This is a genomic window from Kineosporia babensis, assembly GCF_021129305.1.
GTDB lineage: Bacteria > Actinomycetota > Actinomycetes > Actinomycetales > Kineosporiaceae > Kineosporia > Kineosporia babensis.
Genome location: NZ_JAJOMB010000030.1, coordinates 50,206 through 68,848 on the forward strand (window position 1 = coordinate 50,206; position 18,643 = coordinate 68,848).

The 18,643-nt window shown below is 70.0% G+C and carries 20 protein-coding genes and 1 pseudogene; 4 read left to right on the forward strand and 17 right to left on the reverse strand.

Annotated features, from left to right (window positions below):
• The first annotated feature begins 32 nt into the window (after nt 1-32).
• Nucleotides 33-584 (forward strand): helix-turn-helix domain-containing protein, encoded by a 552-nt coding sequence (locus LR394_RS36835; protein ID WP_231449329.1) that lies wholly within the window; start codon nt 33-35, stop codon nt 582-584.
• 11 nt (nt 585-595) lie between these two features.
• Here LR394_RS36835 and LR394_RS36840 read toward each other — a convergent pair whose 3' ends face one another.
• Genes LR394_RS36840 through LR394_RS36860 form a run of 5 tightly spaced genes read right to left on the reverse strand, consistent with a single transcriptional unit; the run spans nt 596 to nt 5,145 of the window.
• Nucleotides 596-1,879: an amidohydrolase family protein gene (locus LR394_RS36840; protein WP_231449330.1), complete on the reverse strand. Its 1,284-nt coding sequence runs from the start codon at nt 1,877-1,879 to the stop codon at nt 596-598.
• A gap of 2 nt (nt 1,880-1,881) precedes the next feature.
• On the reverse strand, nt 1,882-2,679 hold the full coding sequence (locus tag LR394_RS36845) for an ABC transporter ATP-binding protein (protein WP_231449331.1): 798 nt from the start codon (nt 2,677-2,679) through the stop codon (nt 1,882-1,884).
• The gene (locus LR394_RS36850) at nt 2,676-3,437 is read right to left on the reverse strand and encodes an ABC transporter permease (protein ID WP_231449332.1); all 762 of its coding nucleotides are present in this window, start codon (nt 3,435-3,437) and stop codon (nt 2,676-2,678) included. Before LR394_RS36850 ends, LR394_RS36845 begins: the two co-directional genes overlap by 4 nt.
• Nucleotides 3,434-4,207 (reverse strand): ABC transporter permease, encoded by a 774-nt coding sequence (locus LR394_RS36855; protein WP_231449333.1) that lies wholly within the window; start codon nt 4,205-4,207, stop codon nt 3,434-3,436. The genes LR394_RS36850 and LR394_RS36855 overlap by 4 nt, the downstream gene beginning before the upstream one ends.
• Nucleotides 4,204-5,145 carry an ABC transporter substrate-binding protein gene (locus tag LR394_RS36860; RefSeq protein ID WP_231449334.1) on the reverse strand — a complete coding sequence of 314 codons (942 nt, stop codon included), beginning with the start codon at nt 5,143-5,145 and terminating at the stop codon, nt 4,204-4,206. The genes LR394_RS36855 and LR394_RS36860 overlap by 4 nt, the downstream gene beginning before the upstream one ends.
• Nucleotides 5,146-5,366: 221 nt before the next feature.
• Here LR394_RS36860 and LR394_RS36865 point away from each other — a divergent pair, with 221 nt between their 5' ends.
• Nucleotides 5,367-6,053, forward strand: a complete 687-nt coding sequence (locus LR394_RS36865) for a 4-carboxy-4-hydroxy-2-oxoadipate aldolase/oxaloacetate decarboxylase (RefSeq protein WP_231449335.1) — start codon at nt 5,367-5,369, stop codon at nt 6,051-6,053.
• Here the strand turns inward: LR394_RS36865 and LR394_RS36870 are convergent.
• From LR394_RS36870 to LR394_RS36880, 3 genes are all read right to left on the reverse strand, one after another.
• Nucleotides 6,026-6,718, reverse strand: a complete 693-nt coding sequence (locus LR394_RS36870) for a GntR family transcriptional regulator (RefSeq protein ID WP_231449336.1) — start codon at nt 6,716-6,718, stop codon at nt 6,026-6,028. The two genes, LR394_RS36865 and LR394_RS36870, sit on opposite strands and share 28 nt — an antisense overlap.
• Nucleotides 6,719-6,727: 9 nt before the next feature.
• Complete coding sequence (locus LR394_RS36875; protein ID WP_231449337.1) at nt 6,728-7,570, reverse strand: sulfurtransferase; 843 nt, start codon at nt 7,568-7,570, stop codon at nt 6,728-6,730.
• 66 nt (nt 7,571-7,636) lie between these two features.
• Nucleotides 7,637-8,023, reverse strand: coding sequence for an MFS transporter (locus LR394_RS36880; protein WP_231449338.1), 387 nt, complete (start codon nt 8,021-8,023; stop codon nt 7,637-7,639).
• 178 nt (nt 8,024-8,201) lie between these two features.
• Here LR394_RS36880 and helR point away from each other — a divergent pair, with 178 nt between their 5' ends.
• On the forward strand, nt 8,202-10,346 hold the full coding sequence (gene helR / locus LR394_RS36885; protein WP_231449339.1) for an RNA polymerase recycling motor ATPase HelR: 2,145 nt from the start codon (nt 8,202-8,204) through the stop codon (nt 10,344-10,346).
• Nucleotide 10,347: 1 nt separating this feature from the next.
• On the opposite strand, the gene LR394_RS36890 is transcribed toward helR, so the two are convergent.
• The 4 genes and pseudogenes from LR394_RS36890 to LR394_RS36905 form a co-directional block, all read right to left on the reverse strand.
• The gene (locus tag LR394_RS36890; RefSeq protein ID WP_231449340.1) at nt 10,348-11,028 is read right to left on the reverse strand and encodes a carbohydrate kinase family protein; all 681 of its coding nucleotides are present in this window, start codon (nt 11,026-11,028) and stop codon (nt 10,348-10,350) included.
• A gap of 106 nt (nt 11,029-11,134) precedes the next feature.
• Nucleotides 11,135-11,680: a cysteine hydrolase family protein gene (locus LR394_RS36895; protein ID WP_231449341.1), complete on the reverse strand. Its 546-nt coding sequence runs from the start codon at nt 11,678-11,680 to the stop codon at nt 11,135-11,137.
• Between the two features lie 10 nt (nt 11,681-11,690).
• Entirely contained in the window at nt 11,691-12,245 is a 555-nt protein-coding gene (locus LR394_RS36900; protein WP_231449342.1) for a TetR/AcrR family transcriptional regulator, read from the reverse strand.
• An 8-nt stretch (nt 12,246-12,253) separates the two neighbouring features.
• Nucleotides 12,254-13,101, reverse strand: a pseudogene (locus LR394_RS36905) (mycofactocin-coupled SDR family oxidoreductase).
• A 147-nt stretch (nt 13,102-13,248) separates the two neighbouring features.
• On the opposite strand from LR394_RS36905, the gene LR394_RS36910 reads away from it, so the two are divergent.
• Nucleotides 13,249-14,118 carry a nucleoside hydrolase gene (locus LR394_RS36910; protein WP_231449343.1) on the forward strand — a complete coding sequence of 290 codons (870 nt, stop codon included), beginning with the start codon at nt 13,249-13,251 and terminating at the stop codon, nt 14,116-14,118.
• 26 nt (nt 14,119-14,144) lie between these two features.
• On the opposite strand, the gene LR394_RS36915 is transcribed toward LR394_RS36910, so the two are convergent.
• From LR394_RS36915 to LR394_RS36935, 5 genes are all read right to left on the reverse strand, one after another.
• On the reverse strand, nt 14,145-14,753 hold the full coding sequence (locus tag LR394_RS36915; protein WP_231449344.1) for a phosphoribosylanthranilate isomerase: 609 nt from the start codon (nt 14,751-14,753) through the stop codon (nt 14,145-14,147).
• A gap of 9 nt (nt 14,754-14,762) precedes the next feature.
• Nucleotides 14,763-15,794, reverse strand: coding sequence for an LLM class flavin-dependent oxidoreductase (locus LR394_RS36920; RefSeq protein WP_231449345.1), 1,032 nt, complete (start codon nt 15,792-15,794; stop codon nt 14,763-14,765).
• A gap of 101 nt (nt 15,795-15,895) precedes the next feature.
• On the reverse strand, nt 15,896-16,489 hold the full coding sequence (locus LR394_RS36925; RefSeq protein WP_231449346.1) for a hypothetical protein: 594 nt from the start codon (nt 16,487-16,489) through the stop codon (nt 15,896-15,898).
• A complete protein-coding gene (locus LR394_RS36930; RefSeq protein ID WP_231449347.1) occupies nt 16,486-17,835 on the reverse strand; it encodes a hypothetical protein in 1,350 nt (449 codons plus the stop codon). Before LR394_RS36930 ends, LR394_RS36925 begins: the two co-directional genes overlap by 4 nt.
• Nucleotides 17,835-18,629 carry an ABC transporter ATP-binding protein gene (locus LR394_RS36935; protein ID WP_231449348.1) on the reverse strand — a complete coding sequence of 265 codons (795 nt, stop codon included), beginning with the start codon at nt 18,627-18,629 and terminating at the stop codon, nt 17,835-17,837. The genes LR394_RS36930 and LR394_RS36935 overlap by 1 nt, the downstream gene beginning before the upstream one ends.
• Nucleotides 18,630-18,643 lie beyond the last annotated feature (14 nt).

Here is an 18,643-nt window from a genome sequence, read left to right on the forward strand (position 1 = left end):
GTCACATGCGCCGACACAGCTGTAAAGAAACCGTGGAGGACAGTTTGCTCGGGGCCCGAATCCGTCAGCTGCGCCGAGCCCGCGGGCTCACTCTGGCCGACCTGGCCGAGGCGGCCGGTCTCACCCACGGTTTCCTCAGCAAACTCGAACGCGGACTGGCCAACCCGAGCATCCCGTCCCTCAGCGCTATTGCCCTGGCCCTGGGCACCAGCCAGGTCGAGCTCCTGGCCGGTACCCCGGCACCCGACCTTCCCGTTGTCCAGGTGCAACGCGCGCACGAGGGCATGAGCGGGCCGTACGGGCTGGGCAGCGCCCAGCTGCTCACCAGCGGCGACCGGCGCCTGCAGCCGATGCTGTTCGAGGGGTCCAACACCGATCCGGGCGAGTTCTTCACCCACGCCGAGGACGAGTTCATCCACGTCACCCACGGCCGGGTGCTCGTCGATCTCGGCCCGCAAGGCACGGCCGAACTGGAGCCGGGCGACTCGCTGTACTTCGCCGGTGGGGTGCCGCACCGCTGGGCCGCGGCCGAACCGGGCTGCTACCGGCTGTTCATCGTGAAAGAAGGAACGCGGATGCCGTAGTCAATGCTGGTTTACGGCTTTGGTTGATTCAGGCGCCGGTTCAGGGCGGCGGCCAGGTCGTGCTCGTCGGCGTTGACCAGTTGGTAGTCGCGCACCACGACGCGTCCGGCCACCACCACGTGACGGGGGCGGCGGCCCGGACTGGCCCAGAGCAGGCCGGCGATCGGGTCGGCCACGCCGGCGTCCGCCACTCCGTCGACGTCCCAGACGCACAGGTCACCGGCTGATCCTTCGCGCAGATGGCCCAGCTCGGGACGACCGAGGCCCGCCGCAGATCCGCTGGTGGCCATGCTCAGCACGGTGCGGGCGGGCAGGACCGGGCCGACCAGGGCGGAGACCTGCAGGGCGAGGCGGGCGTCGGCGAGAAGATGCCCGGCGTCGTTGCTGCCGCCGCCGCTGGTGCCGAGGCCGACCTGGATGCCTTGCTCGAGCAGGGCCGCGACCGGCGCAATGCCCCAGCCCATCGGGACGTCGCAGCCGGGGGCATGGGTGGCGGTGATGCCGGATGCGGCCAGCCGGGCGATCTCCTGCGGGGTGACGTCGCAGAGATGGGCCAGGGTGACGTCGGGCTCGAGCCAGCCCCACTCCTCGAGCAGGTCCAGGGGACGGCGGCCGTAGCGTTCCAGCGCTATCTCGACGTCGACCTGCTCGTTGGCCTGAGTGCGGCGGCGCAGGCCGAACTTCTTGGCGACCTCGGCGAGCAGCTGGAACGTTTCCTTGGCATCGCTGTGCACCCCGGCCGGGCCCACCGCGAGTTGCAGCATTCCGTCCTCACTCACACCAGTGGACGCGGTGGGCAGGAGCCGCTCGATGATGCGGGTCGCGGAGTCAGCGGCTTCCTGCGGGTCGTCCCGGGCACTGCCGCGCACGAACACCAACCGGGCTCCCAGGCCCCGGGCCGCATCGGCAACTGCTTGCGCGATCCCGACATCGTCGCTTCCGGCGGGCCACGTCAGGTGATGATCGGCGACCGTCGTGACCCCGCTCAGCAGAGCCTCGGCCAGGCCGACCGAAGCCGCCAGGCCCGCCAGCTCGGGGTCGACTCCGACGCGGTCGTAAGCGGCCGACATCACGCCCAGCCATTCGCGCATCGGGACTCCGCGGGTCCCGGGCAGCGTGCGGAAGGCGCTCTGCAGCAAATGGTGATGCGCGTTCACCAGACCGGGCGTGACCACGCCACCCCGGGCGTCCAAGATCTGGTCCTGCTGCGACGCGTCGGCGACCACCACGTCCGTTGTTGATGTTTCGTCCGTGTTACCAGCGAAAACGGCTCGCGCGCCGGTGATTCTCAGCATTGCTACAAGGTAGGGGATGTCTCCCGCAGGCCCTTCTTGGCCTGCTGCACCAGGCGGTACACGTGCGCCCGCAACTCGGCGAAACGGGCGTGGGATCGGGTGCTGATCTGATCGCGCTCAGCAGGCAGGTCGACGGTGACGTCCTCGAGGACGACGGTGGGGCGGTTGGACAGCACCAGCACGCGCTGGCCCAGGTACACAGCCTCGTCGATGTCGTGGGTGACGAAGACGATGGTGACGTTCAGCCGTTGCCAGATGCTGCGGACCAGGTCTTCCAGCTCGGCGCGGGTCTGGGCGTCCACGGCGGCGAACGGCTCGTCCATCACCAGCACGCTGGGCTGGTAGGCGATGGCCCGGGCGATCGCGACGCGCTGCTGCATACCGCCGGAAAGCTGCCAGGGGTGCGCATCATGGCTGTCCAGCAGGCCCACCGCGCTCAACGCCTCGTCGACCGCGGCCCGGCGATCCGGCTTGGACAGGCGCTTTTCGATCAGCGGGCGTTCCACGTTCTGGCGCACCGTCATCCAGGGGAACAGACTTCGGCCGTATTCCTGGAAGACCACGGCCATACCCCGGGGCGGCCCGGTCACCTTCTCGCCGTTGAGCCGGACCTCACCGCTGGTCGGCTCCAGCAGACCGGCGATACACCGCAGCAGCGTGGTCTTCCCGGCCCCGGACGGCCCGACCACACAGACCAGCTGCCCGGCGTCCACGGTGAAGGTGAGCTCGCGGATCGCCTCGAGAGGCTTGCGGTTGCGCTGGTAGGTCTTGGCCAGGCCGGCCACCTCGAGTACGCTCATCGGCTTGCCCTTTCGGCATCGCGCCAGCCCCGGTACCAGGCCAGCGCTCGGTGTTCGGCCACCCGGAAGATCAGCGACAGCAGCACGCCGAGCAACCCGAGAACGATGATCCCGGTCCACATCTGGGGTACCGCGAAGCTGCGCTGGAACTGCACCACCGAGGCGCCGATCCCGTTGCTGGCACCGAACAGCTCGCTGATCACCATCAGGATCACCGCGATGGACAGGGCCTGCCGGGCCCCGGCGGCGATCTGTGGGCCGGCGGCGGGCAGGATCACGCTGTGCCGCGGCAGCCGGTAGCTGCGGGCGGTGTCCAGCAGCACCTCGTCCACCCCGCGCACCCCTTCGACGGTGTTGAGCAGGATCGGCCACAGACAGCCCAGGGCAATGGTGATGACCTTGGACAGCGACCCGGTGTAGCCGGCGAACAGCGCGATCACCGGCACCAGGACGGGCGGGGGAATCGCCCGGAAGAACTCCAGACTGGGCTCGGTGAGGGCGCGCAGCACCGGGCTGATCCCGATCGCGACACCGGCGGCCACGCCGATGACCAGCGCGCAGAGATAGCCGATGAGCAGACGGGCGATGCTGGGGGCGATGTCGGTCCGGGCCCGCTCGCCGAACCAGGTGTCCGGCAGCACCTTGAGAATGTCGGCCAGCGGCGGCCAGAAGTAGCTGGTGCTGTTCGCGGTGAGCAGCCACCACAGCGCGATCAGCACGACCGGCAGGGCCACGGCAGCGACGATGCGGCGGATCATGCGGGCACCTCCCGCCGGACGGACGGATGCCAGTGCAGCAGGCGACGTTCCAGCATCCGGGCCAGGCTGTTGACGAAGACGCCGATCAGGCCGACCACGATCACCAGCGCGTAGGTGCGGGGTACGGCACCGGACGACTGGGCCACCCCGATCAACTGCCCCAGACCGGGGACGCCGATCACCAGCTCCGCGGTGATCTCCAGGATGAGCGCCACCGCGGCAGCGAGCCGGAAACCGGTCAGGATGTAGGGCAGCGCCGTTGGCAGGAGGATGTTCCGAGCGATGGAGAGCTTCGAGAACCCGTAGGAACGGGCCGTGTCCCGGGCCACCGGGTCCACATCGGCCACCCCGTAGAGCACCTGGACCAGCACCTGCCAGAGGGCTGCGTAAACCACCAGGACGAGCGCGGATTCCGGTCGGCTGCCGTAGATCAGCACGACCAGCGGGATCAGGGCCACGGACGGGATCGGCCGCAGGAACTCGATGGTGGAGGCGGTGAATTCACGCAGGACCGGAACACTGCCGATCACCGCCCCGGCCGCGACCCCGGCCACCATGGCGACGGCCAGCCCGGCGCCCCAGCCCCGCAGGGTCTGCCCGGTGGCCGTCCAGAAGGCGCTGTCGCCGAGCAGTTCTGCGAGCTTGCCCGCCATTTCGGAGGCGGGCGGCAGGTAGTCGCGGTTGACCAGGCCGGCCCGGGGCAGCACCTCGAAGACGGCCGCGACCAGCAACAGCCCCAGCAGCCCGAGGCCGGTCCGGGAACTTCTCAAGGAAGCAGCTCGGTCAGGTCGGGCTGCTCTTCGATCAGGCCGTCCTGCAGGGCCAGGTCACTGAGCACCTGGACGGAGTTGGTGTCGATCTGCTCCGGCCACTGGGGCAGCGTCACGGCCTCCCGGATCTCCGGCTCGATCTCGGTGTACGAGGACAGGATCTCCCGGGCCGCCTCGGGGTTGTCGTCGGCGTAGTTCAGCGACTGCTTCATCGCGGTGGCGAATTTCTCCACCACATCGGCGTTCTGGCTCGCGTACTGCTGCGAGGTGAAGTACATGCCCACGTTGAGCTTCGGGTCGGTCTGGGCGAAGTTGGAGGCGATCACCCGCATGCCCTGCTGCTGGGCGATGGTCAGGAACGGCTCCACCACCTGGCCCGCGTCCACGTCGCCGTTCGCCACCGCGGCCGGGATCTCGGGGAAGGCCAGCTCGGTGTAGGAGATCTTCGACGGGTCACCGCCGTCGTCCCGCACCACCTTGTTCACCGTGGTGGTGTTGATGTTCTGCAGCGTGTTGATCGCCACCCGCTTCCCGGCCAGGTCGGCGGCGCTGCGGATCGGGCTGTTCTCCGGCACCACGACCCCGCCGAAATCCTTGCCCGGCTCCCCGGTCGAGTTGTTGCCGTTGGCGACCACTTTCAGCGACAACCCCTGCGAGGCCGCGATCAGCAGCGACGTGGTGTTGCTGTAGCCCAGCTGGTACTGGCCGCTGACCACGGCCGGCACGATCGCCGCGCCGCCCTGCGCCTTCTGCAGCTCCAGCTCCAGGCCCTGCTCCTTGAAGAAGCCCTGCTCGATGCCCAGGTAGATCGGCGCCACGTCCAGAATCGGGATGACCCCCACGCTGAGCTTGGTGGTGCCGTCCGCACCGGTCTGCCCCGGCTCGTCGTCCGAACCGCCGCACCCGGCCAGCCCCGTCGCGGCGAGCAGCGCTGCCACCAGCAGAACACGCCTTGTACCAACCGGGTTCGAGCTCGCGAACGGTGAGCGCATGGCCGGGCTCCTCCTCATCGGGCAGCAGCGGGCAGAGTTGTCCAGCAGGCGACAACTCAAGACGATGACCGGTGAACCCGTCAACGATCCGGACGACCGTTGACCGCACAAAAGCCACTTTTTGTGCTTATCGTACTACCCACGGTCTCGATCCTGGGGGAACAGCCATGTACTACATCGTGCGCCACATCGACCGGGCCTCGCCCAGCGCCCTCACCGCGCTCGCCCGGGCCGGCGTGGCCCTGACCCACCAGGCGGCCGGCCGAACCGGGCTGCTGAGCCACGAGATTCAGCCCCGCCAGAACGGTCACGCGATCGCCGGCTCGGCCGTCACGGTGCTCTGCGAACCCGGCGACAACCTCATCGTCCACGCCGCTGTCGACGTCTGTTCCCCCGGCGACGTGCTGGTCGTGGCCACCACCTCGCCCTCCACCGACGGCATGTTCGGTGACCTGCTGGCCACCGCCCTGCAGGTGCGAGGGGTGGCCGGGCTGGTCCTGAACGCGGGGGTGCACGACCTGGCCCGGCTGCGCCGCATGCACTTCCCGGTCTGGTCACGCGCGGTCCATGCCCAGGCCACCGGGCGGACCAGCCCGGGCTCGGTGAACGTGCCCGTCGTGATCGCCGGGCAACTGGTCAATCCCGGAGACGTGGTGGTGGCCGACGACGACGGAGTGGTCGTGGTGCCGGCCCGCTACGCCTACCAGGTGGCCGAGGCCGCGCTCGAGCAACAGGCCGTTCAGGAGAGCAAACGGGCCGCCCTCGCCGCCGGAACCCTCGGAGTGGACCTGTTCAACCTACGTCCCCTGCTGGCCGATCTCGGGGTTCAGTACGTCGACCGCCTGCCGGAGTGAACGGGTGGTAGCTGGTCGACCGGGGCGGTCCGGGCCATCTGTGAGACCAGTTGCAGGATGCGGGTGTCACGGTCGTGAGCCTGGTGTTCCAGCATCAGGGCGCGGGCTCGTTCGGCGTCCTGGCTGCGGATCGCCTCGGTCATCGTCTCGTGCTCGGCGATGCTGGCGTCGAACGTGCCCTCGGCCAGCGGGGTCTTCCAGGGGGCACTGAGCTTGGCCTGGGCGTCGAGGGTGTGCAGCAGGCTGCCGATGGTCTGGTTGTGCGCGGCCTGCCGCACGGCCTCGTGCCAGAGGTTGAAACAGCGGCGGATGCCTTCGGGTTCGCCCTCGGCCCGGGTGCGGGTGAGCAGGTCGTCCAGCCGGGCCACGTCGATCGGGCTGCGGCGCAGGGCCGCGGCGTAGGCGGCGGAGGACTCCAGGACGGCACGGGCCTCGAAGATCTCCAGCATCTCCTCGTCGCTGCGCTTGCGCAGGGCGAAGCCGCGCTGGGTGGAGACCAGCAGCCCGTCGCGCTCGAGCAGGCCGAGGGCCTCCCGCACGGGAGTGCGCGAGACCTGGAACTCCTCGCTGAGCACCTGCGGGATCAGCGAGGCGTCTTCGGCGTAGTGGCCGGAGGTCAGCCGGGAGCGCAGAGTGGCATAGATGCTGTCGCGGGCGCTGGGCATTCCGGCACGCTACCGCGTGGCGAGTGGAAGGCCGGCGGACTTCCACTCGCTGAGTGAACCGTCGTAGATGCTCAGCCGTTGCAGGTCCAGGCCGCCTTCGTGCAGGGCCAGGGCCAGGCCGGCGGCGTTGATCGCGCCGCCGCAGTAGAGCACCACCCGTTCCTGGCCGGTGAGCTCCTGGGCGGCGGCACGGGCCTTGACCAGGTCGATGGTTCCGTCGGGGGCCAGCAGCGAGGGGTAGGGCAGGCTGGTCGAGCCGGGGATGTGGCCCTTGTCGAACTCGCTCCCCCGCAGCGCGCAGATCAAGGGTTGCCCAGGCAGATCCTTGAGGGCCACGAAAAAGCCTGGCTGGGATTGGAGAAGCACATCACCGGCCGGAGGAACGGGAGCAGGGCCAACCGCCAAAGGTCCATCCCAAGAGGCTAATCCGCCGTCGAGCACGGAGACCCACGAGAAACCGTACGAGCGGAGCAGCCACCAGAGCCGGGCCGCCCACGCACCGGAGAGCCGATCATAGACGACCACATGCGTCCGTTGCTGGATCCCGACCGAACGCGCGGCGGCCGTCATCTGCTCCAGACCCGGAGCGGCGAACGCGAAAGCAACTGCTGAGTCGGAGAACTGGGCGAACAGGTCGGCGAACTGCGCGCCGGGAATGTGCCCGGCCTCGTAGTCGGAACGGCCGTCGTGATAACCGTCGGAGGTACGGCTGATGCTGGCGTCGAGCAGAACCAGCGAGCCGTCAGCGATCTGCTCGGCCTGAGACGCCAGCCAACCGGCCGAGACCAGGGAACTCATGCTGTAGTCCTTGCAGATGTCGTCGATCTGGTCGGTCACCGGTGCCGCCTCCATGAAGTCGCTTCCACCTCAGACTGTATGCAGCAATATGCAAACATCGACACCGGTCCGGGCCCACTTTCACCGTGCCGTCACACCAGCAGCCCAACCCGCGGCCGCAAGGACCAGACCGAGCAGGAGCCAGCCGGGCGCGCCCAGCCCGAGCGGCAGCCCGGCCATGACCAGCGGCCCGGCCGCCGCGCCCAGCCGCCGGACGATCGCGTACTGCCAGAGCTGGGATACGAAGACGTGGTTCACCGCCGCCAGCCCCATGATCAGCAACAGCGTCACCTGCATGCGGCGTGGGCCGAACCGATCGGCCAGGTGCCCCAGCGGCACCGCTGCCGCCAGCCCGGCCAGACCGGCGCCAGTCATCACTGCGGCCACCTGAGCCACGCCGAACCCGACCACCTGGGTGAAGTAGAGCACCGAGATGCTGGCGAAAAGGCCGGTTCCGACGGTGTTCACGAGGCTTGCCGCGATCATCCACCGCAATTGCCGCATCCGGTCAGGATCCGGTCGCCGGCCGGTCGCCGCCACCGGTTTCCGGGCATGAAGAAAGGCGGGTTCTCCCCGCCACTATCTACGTTATAGCGCAGTGGGGGGCTTGCGGCAAGGCCCTCTTCGAGGCGCACAATCACCGATCGTGAACGCTCTCAGCGCCTTCGACCTGCCCGCCGATCTGGACGCCAAGGCCCGCCCGGACCTGATCGCCACCGACGAGGAGCACTTCACCGCGATCGCCACCACCCTGGCGGACTCGATCGCGGATCTGTCCGAACGCCTGGACGTGGTGCGCAAGGCTCCGGCCGGGCGCGGGCAGCAGGCCCTCGACCGGGATCAGGAGGTGCACCGCCTGACCGCCCGGCTGCGCACCCTGAACCGGTTCGGGCTGGACCTGTGCCTGGGCCGGATGGTCGCCGAGGACGCGGACGAGCCGGTGTACGTGGGACGGCTCGGCCTCACCGACCGCAACGGCCGGCGCCTGCTCAACGACTGGCGTTCCCCGGTCGCCGAGCCGTTCTTCGGGGCCACCCACGGCAACCCGATGGGCCTGGCCAGCCGGCGGCGCTACCGGTGGACAAAGGGCCGGATCACCGACTACTGGGACGAGGTGTTCGACCCGGAGGCGTTCGAGGGCAATGCCGCGCTGGACGACCAGTCGGCATTCATCGCCAGCCTCGGCAGCACCCGCTCCCCGCGGATGCGCGACGTGCTGGGCACCATCCAGGCCGATCAGGACGCGATCATCCGGGCCGGTTCCCGGGGCGCGCTGGTGGTGGACGGCGGGCCGGGTACCGGCAAGACCGTGGTGGCGCTGCACCGCACGGCCTACCTGCTGTACTCCGACCCGCGGCTGGAGCATCGGCGCGGCGGGGTGCTGTTCGTCGGCCCGCACCAGCCCTACCTGGACTACGTGGGCGATGTGCTGCCCAGCCTCGGCGAGGAGGGGGTGCGCACCTGCACCCTGCGCGATCTGCTGCCGGAGGGGGCCGCCGCCAAGCCTGAAGGATCGCCGGAAGTGGCCCGGCTGAAGTCGACGGCCGACGTGATCGAGGTGATCGACGCGGCTGTCCGCTTCTACGTGACGCCACCGGAGCAGGGTCTGGACGTGAGTACCCCGTGGGCCGATGACTTGCGGCTGACCCGGCACGACTGGGCTGCCGCGCTGGGATCGGTGGCCCCGGGCACGCCCCACAACGAGGCCCAGGACGTGATCCTGGACGAACTGGTGACGTTGCTGGCCGACAAGCACGATCCCGACACCGAGGTCTCGGCACCGGTTCTGCGACGCGCGCTCCAGCGCAACCAGGAGCTGATGACCACCCTGAACCGGGCCTGGCCGAGCCTGGACCCGGTCGAGCTGGTCGCCGACCTGTGGAGTGTGCCCGCCTACCTGCGCCGCTGCGCCCCCTGGCTCAGCCGTGAGGAGATCCGTCTGCTGCAGCGCAAGGACGCTCAGGCCTGGACCGTCGAGGACCTGCCGTTTCTGGACGCTGCCCGCCAGCGTCTGGGCGACCCGGCCACCGCGGCCCGGCGTCGACGCGCGGAGGCCGCAGCCGAGGCGCAGCGTCAGCAGCGGGCCGAGGTCACCTTCGAGATCGTGGACGCGATCGACGACGCGGACGACACGATGATCATCCTGAAAGGCAGCGACCTGCAGGAGGCCCTGATCGAGGACATCCCCCGGGCCGCAGGCGACCAGGACGAGCTGAACGGGCCGTTCGCCCACATCGTGGTGGACGAGGCCCAGGAACTCACCGACGCGCAGTGGCAGATGCTGTTGCTGCGCAACCCGTCCCGCAGCTTCACCATCGTCGGCGACCGGGCCCAGGCCCGGCACGGCTTCACCGAGTCCTGGGAAGAACGGCTCGACCGGATCGGCCTGGACCGCGTGGAGATCTCGTCGCTGAGCATCAACTACCGCACGCCGGAAGAGGTGATGGCGCAGGCCGAACCGGTGATCCGGGCCGCCCTCCCGGACGCGAACGTCCCCACGTCCATTCGTTCCAGTGGCCTGCCGGTGATCCACGGTGACGCCGGCGATCTGCCCGACATCCTCCAGGCCTGGCTGGCCGAGAACCACGAGGGCACCGCCTGCGTGATCGGCGACCACCGGTTCCGCCCGATGCCGCGGGTGCGCTCGCTGACCCCGACGCTGGCCAAGGGCCTGGAGTTCGACCTGGTGGTGCTGGTGGATCCGGACAGGTTCGGCACCGGCACCGAGGGGGCGGTGGACCGTTACGTGGCGATGACCCGGGCCACCAAGCAGCTGGTGATCCTGACCTGAGTCAGACCGTGGGGGCAGTGGCGTTGCGGGCCGGGAGCTTTCCGGTCAGGGTGGCCACCGAGGCCGCGCGCACCGCGATGCGCACGGCTTCGGGCAGCGGCGTCTTCTCGGCCAGCAGCAGGGCCAGCACCCCCCGGAAGCAGTCGCCCGCTTCCTCGGCCGGGCCCGGCGGCACCACCACGTTCACCCGCAGGCGCTCGGCCAGATCACCCGCCTGCTGGTAGATCTCGGCGTCCAGGGGGTTCGACTCGTCCATCGCCGCGACCGTCATCGCATCCGGCACCATGACGTGGACGAACGGGGCGAGGGCCTCGACCCGTTCGGGCTGGAACTCCTGCCCGTCGGCCGGGGTCGGGTCTAGCACCACCTTGCCGCGGGCGTAATACATCGCCGCCCGGGCAGTTTCGGGGGGAACGTCCAGGCCCACCAGCAGGACGTCGGCGTTGGCGACTTCGTCACCGCAGACGTCGTCGGGCCGCAGCGCGTCGCCAGGGCTGAGCGACTTGCGCAAGCGGGACACATCGACCTGGAGGTGCCCCAGTTCGGTGACCAACGACGTCTTCAATTGCTCGGAACCGACACAACCGACCAAGGCGACCCCCGGGCCACCCAGAAAGGTCGCCGCGGCGGCCGCTTGGCCCGCCCTCTGCCCGACCACCACGACCTGGTAGCTCCGGCCCATCTGAGATCACGCCCTTAGAGCCTGTCCTGCCCAGGAACTTCCCCGATGTTCCGAGCGTAATCAGCGGGCCGGGCCGACGCAGGAGGAGGTAGCACGTCTGGAGCAATCAGGCTCCGGGTTGCCAGTCCGGGCCGGTGATCACCTCGGCCTGCATCGGGAACACCTTCTCCAGCAGCAGGTTGTGCACCTGCGGGTCGTTGTCCAGGCAGGCGTCGGACAGCACGGTGATCCGGTAGTCCAGATCGGCGGCCTGGCGCAGGGTGGAGAGCACCACGCCGCTGGTGGCCACCCCGGCCAGCACCAGATGCTCGATGCCCTGGGCGCGCAGCACCATCTCCAGGTCGCTGCCGGCGAAGGCGGAGACCCGGCGCTTGCTCACCACCACGTCGGTCTCCAGCGGGGCCACCTGGGCGGGGATCTCGTTGGGCGGGGCGGTGCTGCCCAGCCGGGCGGGCATGAAGCCGAACATCTTGTTCCGCGGGTGGATCTCGGGGTAGCCGGGCCGGAAGCCGACCTTGGCGTAGATCACCGGCACCCCGGCCGCGCGAGCCTTGCCGATCGCCGCGGCCAGCCGGTCCAGATACCCCTCGTCGGGGTAGCGGGCCAGCACCAGCTCCTGGACATCCATCACGAGCAAAGCCTCTTCGGGCACTGTTTTCTCCTCAGACCAGCAGGCGCCGGGCCGTGCCCAGCAGTTCCTGCCGCAAGATTTCCTCGGGCAGCTCAGCCAGCTCCGGGTCGGTGCCGCTGAGCATCAGCCCGGCGTTGAAGACCGACAGGGCGACCCGTCGGGAGGGACTCGGATCGGGGCCGAGCAGCAGGTCCTTGACCTTGGCGCTGCGCACCGCCAGCTCCGGGGTGGCCCGGATCGCCGCCTCGACGGCCGGGTCCCCGTGCATCACCGCGGCGATCTGGCGGCGGGCGAGCACCATCTCGACCAGCCCCTCGATCACCACCTCGACCTGGGCCTCACGCCCGGCCGCGGCCTCGGCCCGGGTGAGCAGCTCACCCAGGGTGTCCGCGACCGGCTGCACCAGGGCCTGGATCAGCGCGTCCTTGGTGGCGAACTGGTGGTAGACGGTGGCTTTGGCGACACCCAGCCGGTCGGCGATCTGCTGCAGCGACGTGCCGTGCACACCGTGCTCGACGAAAAGGTCCAGGGCGGTGGCGAGGATCCGCTCGCGCGTCTCCCCGCGCCGGCCGACCGGCTTGGCCATCGATCTCCTCAGCGGTTGGTGCGGCCCAGGTCGACCGGCAGCTGGATACCGGTGACGTGCCGGGCCTCGTCGGAGGCCAGCCAGGCCACCGCCGCGGCGATGTCCTCGCTCTGGCTGATGCCGTCCGGCAGGCTCCCCATGAACATCGGGGCGAGCAGCGGCTCCACCGCGGAGAACGACTGGATCTCGCTCATCTGCAGCCCGGTCAGCACTCCGTGGGGGTGCACGCTGTTGACCCGGATACGGTACTCGGCCAGCTCGTTGGCCAGGGTCTTGGCCAACCCGGTGACGCCGTGCTTGGCCGCGCGTAGTCGGCCAGGAACGGCAGGCCGACCAGGCCCGCGACCGAGCTGGTGAACACGATCGCGCCGCCGGTGGCCTGCTCGATCATGATCGGGATGGCTGCCTTGGCGGTGTGGAAGGCACCCGTCAGGTTGATGTCGATGGTTGTGCGCCAGTGCTCGGCGTCGATCTCCCAGGCCCGGTTCGCGCTGGTCATGCCCGCATTGGCGATCACCACGTCGAGCCGACCGAGGTCGGCCACGGCGGCCTTCAGCCCGGCCTCGAGGGTGTCGTAGTCACGGATGTCGGCCTGGATCGGGATGATCCGCCGGTCCAGCTTCTCCACTTGGGCCACCGTCTCGGCCAGGTCCTCGGGGGTGGCGCCGGCGTAGGTGGTGGTGGGCAGGTCCGCACACAGGTCCAGGGCGATGATGTCCGCGCCCTCGGCGGCCAGGCGGACCGCCTCGGCCCGGCCCTGGCCACGGGCGGCGCCGGTGATGAAGGCGACCTTGCCGACGTAGCGGTGGGCGATCGGCTCAGCGGGGACGGGGAGTGCGGGAACGGGGTTACTCATGGTGGTCCTCCGGGGGTGGTGAGCACCTGACGAGCCGAGAGCTAGCCGCTCGGCTGACTGCAAAGCTAGCCGTACGGCTAGCTCTTGGCCACCCGCCCATTGCGGCAGAATGCGCCCGTTTCCTCCCGAACCCACCCTGGAGTCCCTGTGAAGCGCCGTCGCGTCATCCTGAACACCGACGCCAAGAACGAGGCCGACGACCAGTACGCGATCGTCCACGCCCTGTTGTCCCCCTCGCTCGACGTCCGCGGGCTGATCCCGGCGCATTTCGGCGAGCACCGCACCACCCGCAGCATGGAGGAGTCCCGGGAGGAGATCGACCGGCTGCTGGGCCTGATGGGCCTGGACGTGCCGGTGGCCAACGGAGCCTCGCGGGCGATCCCCGACGAGTACACCCCCAACGACAGCCACGGCGCCCGGCTGATCATCGAGGAGAGCTGGCTGGCCTCGGGCAACGACCCGCTCTACATCGGCTTCCTGGGCCCGCTGACCGACATGGCCTCGGCGATCCTGCTGGACCCGACCATCGTCGAGCGGCCGGTGGTGGTGATCTGGATCGGCGGGACCGGGTACGACGGCCTGGACTCCTGGAACGGCCTGGAGTTCAACCTGGGCAACGACATCGCCGCCGCCAATGTGGTGATGACTTCCGGGATCACCGTCTGGCAGATCCCGCGCAACGTGTTCTCGCAGGTGTCGGTGGGTTACGCGGAGCTGGAGGAGAAGCTGCGCGGCACCAGCGCACTGGCCGACTACCTGATCGACCAGCTGGTGGAGTGGAACACCCAGCACCACCCGGACGCGATCGAGTCACGCACGCTGGGCGACTCCCCCGTGGTCGGGCTGATGCTGTTCCCGGGCGGCTGCAGCTTCCGGCTCAGACCCGCGCCGCGTTTCGACACCGAGGGCTACTACGTGCGGGGCGCGGGCCATCCGATGCGGGTGATCGAGACCGTCGACGTGCGGTTCCTGCTCGAGGACATGTTCGCCAAGATCCGCCGCTTCGGACGTTCCTAGCCCTCAGCTTCGGACGTTCGTAGCTCTCAGCTGCGGGCGTTGGCGATGAACGCGCGGATCTTCGCGTGATCCTTGGTCCCGCGCGCGGATTCGACCCCACTGGAGACGTCCACACCGTCCGGCCGGAGCCCGCCGACCTGGGCCCGGACGTTCTCGACGGTGAGCCCACCGGCCAGGATCCAGGGCTCGGTGGGCCGATTGCCGAACTGCGCGAAGGCCTCGGCCCCGATCAGCTGCCCGTGGCCGGGCTCCGGGGCGTCGAGCAGGAGCCGGGCCGAAATGGAGGACGCGTGCGGGCCGGCCGCGTACTCGGCCAGCGAGAGAGCGCGGATCACCGAAAACCCCTCGCTGATCGCGCGCTGCAGATCCTCGTCGCCCTCGCCGCCGTGGAACTGCACGGTGCCCACACCGCTCTCGTGCGCCACCTTCAGCACCTGCTCGACCGGGAGCTTGCGCACCACCAGAACGGTCTCGACGCCGCTGTCACCCAGACCGTCGATGATCGCCCGGATGCCCGCCGCGTCGATGTGCCGGGGGCTGGCCGGGTGGTGCACGAACCCGATCGCGTCGGCGCCGGCGTCCAGCGCCACGCGGGCCGTCTCCAGGTCACGGATGCCACAGATCTTCACGAACACGCTGGGAGCTTAAGGCATGCCCTGGTCGCCGCCGGTGGCTTTCCAGCCCAGTTCCGGGGCGATCAGGTGGACGGCGTCGTGCAGGATCTGCTCGTAGTCCTCGCGGACGAACTCGTAGGGCAGCTCCAGCCTCAGCTCGGTGACCTCCTCCAGCACCGGGTCTGCGTGCAACTGCTCCAGGATCTGCTCGGCGGTACCGACCAGATCGCGGGCGAACAGCACCCGCCGGTCCCCCAGCACAGCCGGCTTGAGAGTGCGCTCGTGCCGGCTCTCGGCGTACTCCTGGTACCGCTTGCGGCTGGCCGGGCCGGCGCTGTCGGTGGGCACGATCACCCGGCCCAGCGCGATCCGCCGCCGGCCGCCGGAGCGCTCGCGGAACTCGTTGACCAGCCGCACCTGGCTGGCCCCGAAGTCGTCGCCGGCCTCGGCGAAGACGATGTTGCCGGTGAGCAGGTTCAGTCCGTTCTCCCCGGCCCAGCGGATCGATCGGCCGCTGCCGCCGCCGTACCAGATCCGGTTCTCCAGCCCGCGGCTGTAGGGCTGCAGCCGCGGGCGCTGCACGTTGCCCGGTGAGTGGATCACCGTGTCCTCGTCACCGATGAACGCGCCGCGCAGGTTGTCGGTGAACCGGGTGATCCGGCCGTAGGACAGGTCGAACTGCCGCCAGTCGCCGTCGAAGACCAGGTCCCCGATCAGATCGGCGTGCGGCGGAACCCCCGCGCTCAGCCCGACCTGCAGCCGCCCCTGCGAGAGCACGTCCGACAGCGACAGATCCTCGGCCAGCCGGAACGGGCTCTCGTAGCCGATCGGGATGACCGCGGTACCCAGCTCGACCCGCCGGGTGCGCTGACCGGCTGCGGCCAGGAACACCGCCGCCGAGCCCACCCCGTGCTCCAGGTGACGCTGCCGGATCCAGGCGCCGTCGAAGCCCAGGCGCTCGCCGAACTCGAACAGCTGCAGGGTGTCTTCCAGGCCGCCGTAGGGATCGTCGTCGTCGAAGTTGCCGGGCGTCAGGAACGCCAGGGAGCTGATCGCGGGCATGCGCTGCCTTTCCGAAGGCATTGTCTACTGACCAACTAGACAATACGTCAGAGTCGGCGGAATGTCCCTTACTCACCCCAGAACTGACGACGGCGGGCTGCTCAGAGGCCAGTGGCCGGGCGCCGCGGGCGCCGCATGTAGGCCAGGGTTCCGATCACCGCCAGACCGGCCGCCGCGACGCCGGCGGCGATCGAGTCGGCCGGCTGAATCATGAAGGTGAGTGCCTGCAGCATGGGCCGGTCGTCGGGTGCGCCCCAGAACAGGTTCACCGCGCTCAGCACCACCGGCCCGAACCAGGCGCGCTGGGATCCCAGCGCGCCTGCGGTCAGGGCGGTCAGCCCCAGGGCCCCGGCCACGTCCCGGATCAGGAACCCGAGCGGGCCGAACCGCATCGGAGTCAGCAGCGAGATCGCGAAAAGGCCGGACAGCAGTGCGAAAGCGATCAGCAGATGCAGGGCCCGCACCCGGGGCCAGGGCCGGGCACCGGTCTCGTCCAGCGACTCGTCGTAGCCGGCCAGGGTGCCGGCGACCGCGACGCAGGCGAGCGCGATGCTCAGGGCCGAGATCCGCTCGCCGATCTGTTCTCCGGTGGAGAAGACGAGCCAGCCCAGCCACATGGCGGTGGTCGCGGCGAAGGCCACCGCCAGGGCCTGGGGTACGTGGCGGGCTCGCAGGTGCAGCATCACGTGGTTCACGAGACGGTTCCCGTCACGTCGGCCAGCAGGTCGGCCCTGAGGTCACCGGTGCACCCGGTCGCGTTGCGGTAGTAGGTGGCGATCTGCTCGGCCTGCTGCTGGGGTGGGAGGGCGGTCAGGGCGGCATAGGCATCGGCGAACCGCTCGTCGGGCCAGTTCTCGCCCCTGGGGGCGTCCACCTGGTCCGTCAGCCAGGTTCCGGCCAGGTCCCAGGCCAGCGAACGATCGCTGTAGTCCTCGAAGCTGGCGTCGGAAGGTGGCTCGCAGGCCGGTGCCATGGCCTCGCGCAGTGTCTCGAAAGTGATCAGCCCGGGTTCCTCGAGTCGTCCCGCAGCGCCGAGAACTATTTCGAATCCCAGGGTCTGCCGGTCCGGGGACCCGGACTCGGCCCGTACCTCGGTGGCCGCGGTGGGGGCCGACGGCAGCGTCTCCATCGCCTTCAGGGCCTGGCGGATCGGGGGTGTCAGGTCTTCCAGAAGCCCGGAGTGCACCCGCATGACGCACACCCGGGGCTCGCCCTCGGCGCAGACCGGCCGCATCGCCTCGGGGTCTTCCCGGAAGGCGGTGTCCCAGCCGTCTGGGGTCGGGGCCGGCAGCAGGGGGAAGGTGACCATCAGGGCCAACGTTGCCGGCACGACGGCGAGGGCTCGTCCGCGCCGGTGCCGGGCGAGCGTGAAGCAGAACGCGCTGAAGGCCAGGGCCGTCAGCCAGAAGGCCTGCAGGGCGCTCAGCGACAGCGGCAGTTGCACCCAGTCCTGCTGGTAGGGGGCGGAGATGGTGGCCAGCAGCAGGCCCGGGTCGTGGGTGTTGCTGAGCAGGTCGAACTCCTGCAGCGCGGCCCCGATCATGAAGGTGATCAGGGTGAGCCCGGGAGCGGTGAAGCGGCTGGGAACCGCCCGGCCCACCGCCAGACCGGTCCAGGCGGCGGTGATCAGGGACAGTGCTCCCACCCCGGCCGCGGCCAGACCGGGCAGGGTCAGGTAGGGCTGTGCCGGGGACAGCCACAGCCGCACGGATCCGGCCAGGAGCGTGAGCAGGTAGGCCAGGCTCACCGTGACGGCGAGGGCGATGGCGACCGGAGCCAGTTGCGCCGCCGCCGGGCGGGCGCTGGTGGTCATGAGTTCGGCCACGCCCCGGCTCTGTTCCCGCCGGGCCTGCCAGGCTCCCGCCCCGGCCGCCAGCGGCCACAGAATGAGGAGGGAATCGCGCAGGGTGTAGGACAGCGCAGCCCAGCCGCCGTACCGGAAGTAGCCGCCGGCCAGGATGGTGAACGCCCCGAACGCCAGCAGAGCCAGCCCGATGCCCAGGGCGACCGAACGGCGCAGTTCGATCCGCAGCGCCCGCATCAGCCCCAGCCTCCGGCCTGCCCCAGGGCCGCGCTGTAGCCGCGCTCGGTCGGGCTGTCCCCCGGGTCGTCCGGGCCGCCGAGTGCGCTCAGCTGGGCCGGGGTGCCCTGCCAGACCTGGCGGCCGGAGGCCATGACGATGACGTTCGAGCAGGCCGCGCTGACGTCCTCGACCAGGTGGGTGGAGACCAGGACGCAGGTGTCACCGCCGATCTCGCGCAGCAGGTCACGGAATCCGACGCGCTGGGCCGGGTCCAGGCCCACGGTCGGCTCGTCCAGCAGGACCAGGCGGGGATCGTGCACGATCGCCTGGGCGATGCCGACCCGGCGCAGCATCCCGCCGGAGAGGGCCTTGAGCTTCTTGTCGGCGTGGGAGCTCAGGGCGACCCGGTCGATCGCCCGTTGCCCGGCGGCCGTCACCTGCCGGTCGGGCATCTCCTTCAGCCAGGCCATGTACTCGATGAACTCGCGCACGGTGAAGCGTGGGTAGAAGCCGAAGTGCTGCGGCAGATACCCCAGTTCACGCCGGATCTCACGCAGGTCGGAGCCTTTGGCGGTGCCCCGGCCGAGCAGCTGCAACTGCCCGCCGGCCGGGGGCAGCACCGTGGCCAGGGCCCGGATCAGGGTGGTCTTGCCGGCACCGTTTGGGCCCAGCAGGCCGTGCACGCCGGTGCTGAGCCTGAGGTCGAGGCCGTCGACCGCCATCGTGCGTCCGGCCCGGACCTTCAGGTCCTCGGCCTCGACCGGCCACGCGTACTGGGTGGGCGCGGTCTCCGCGGCACTGACCGATCGCATGCTGTCGTTCCCTT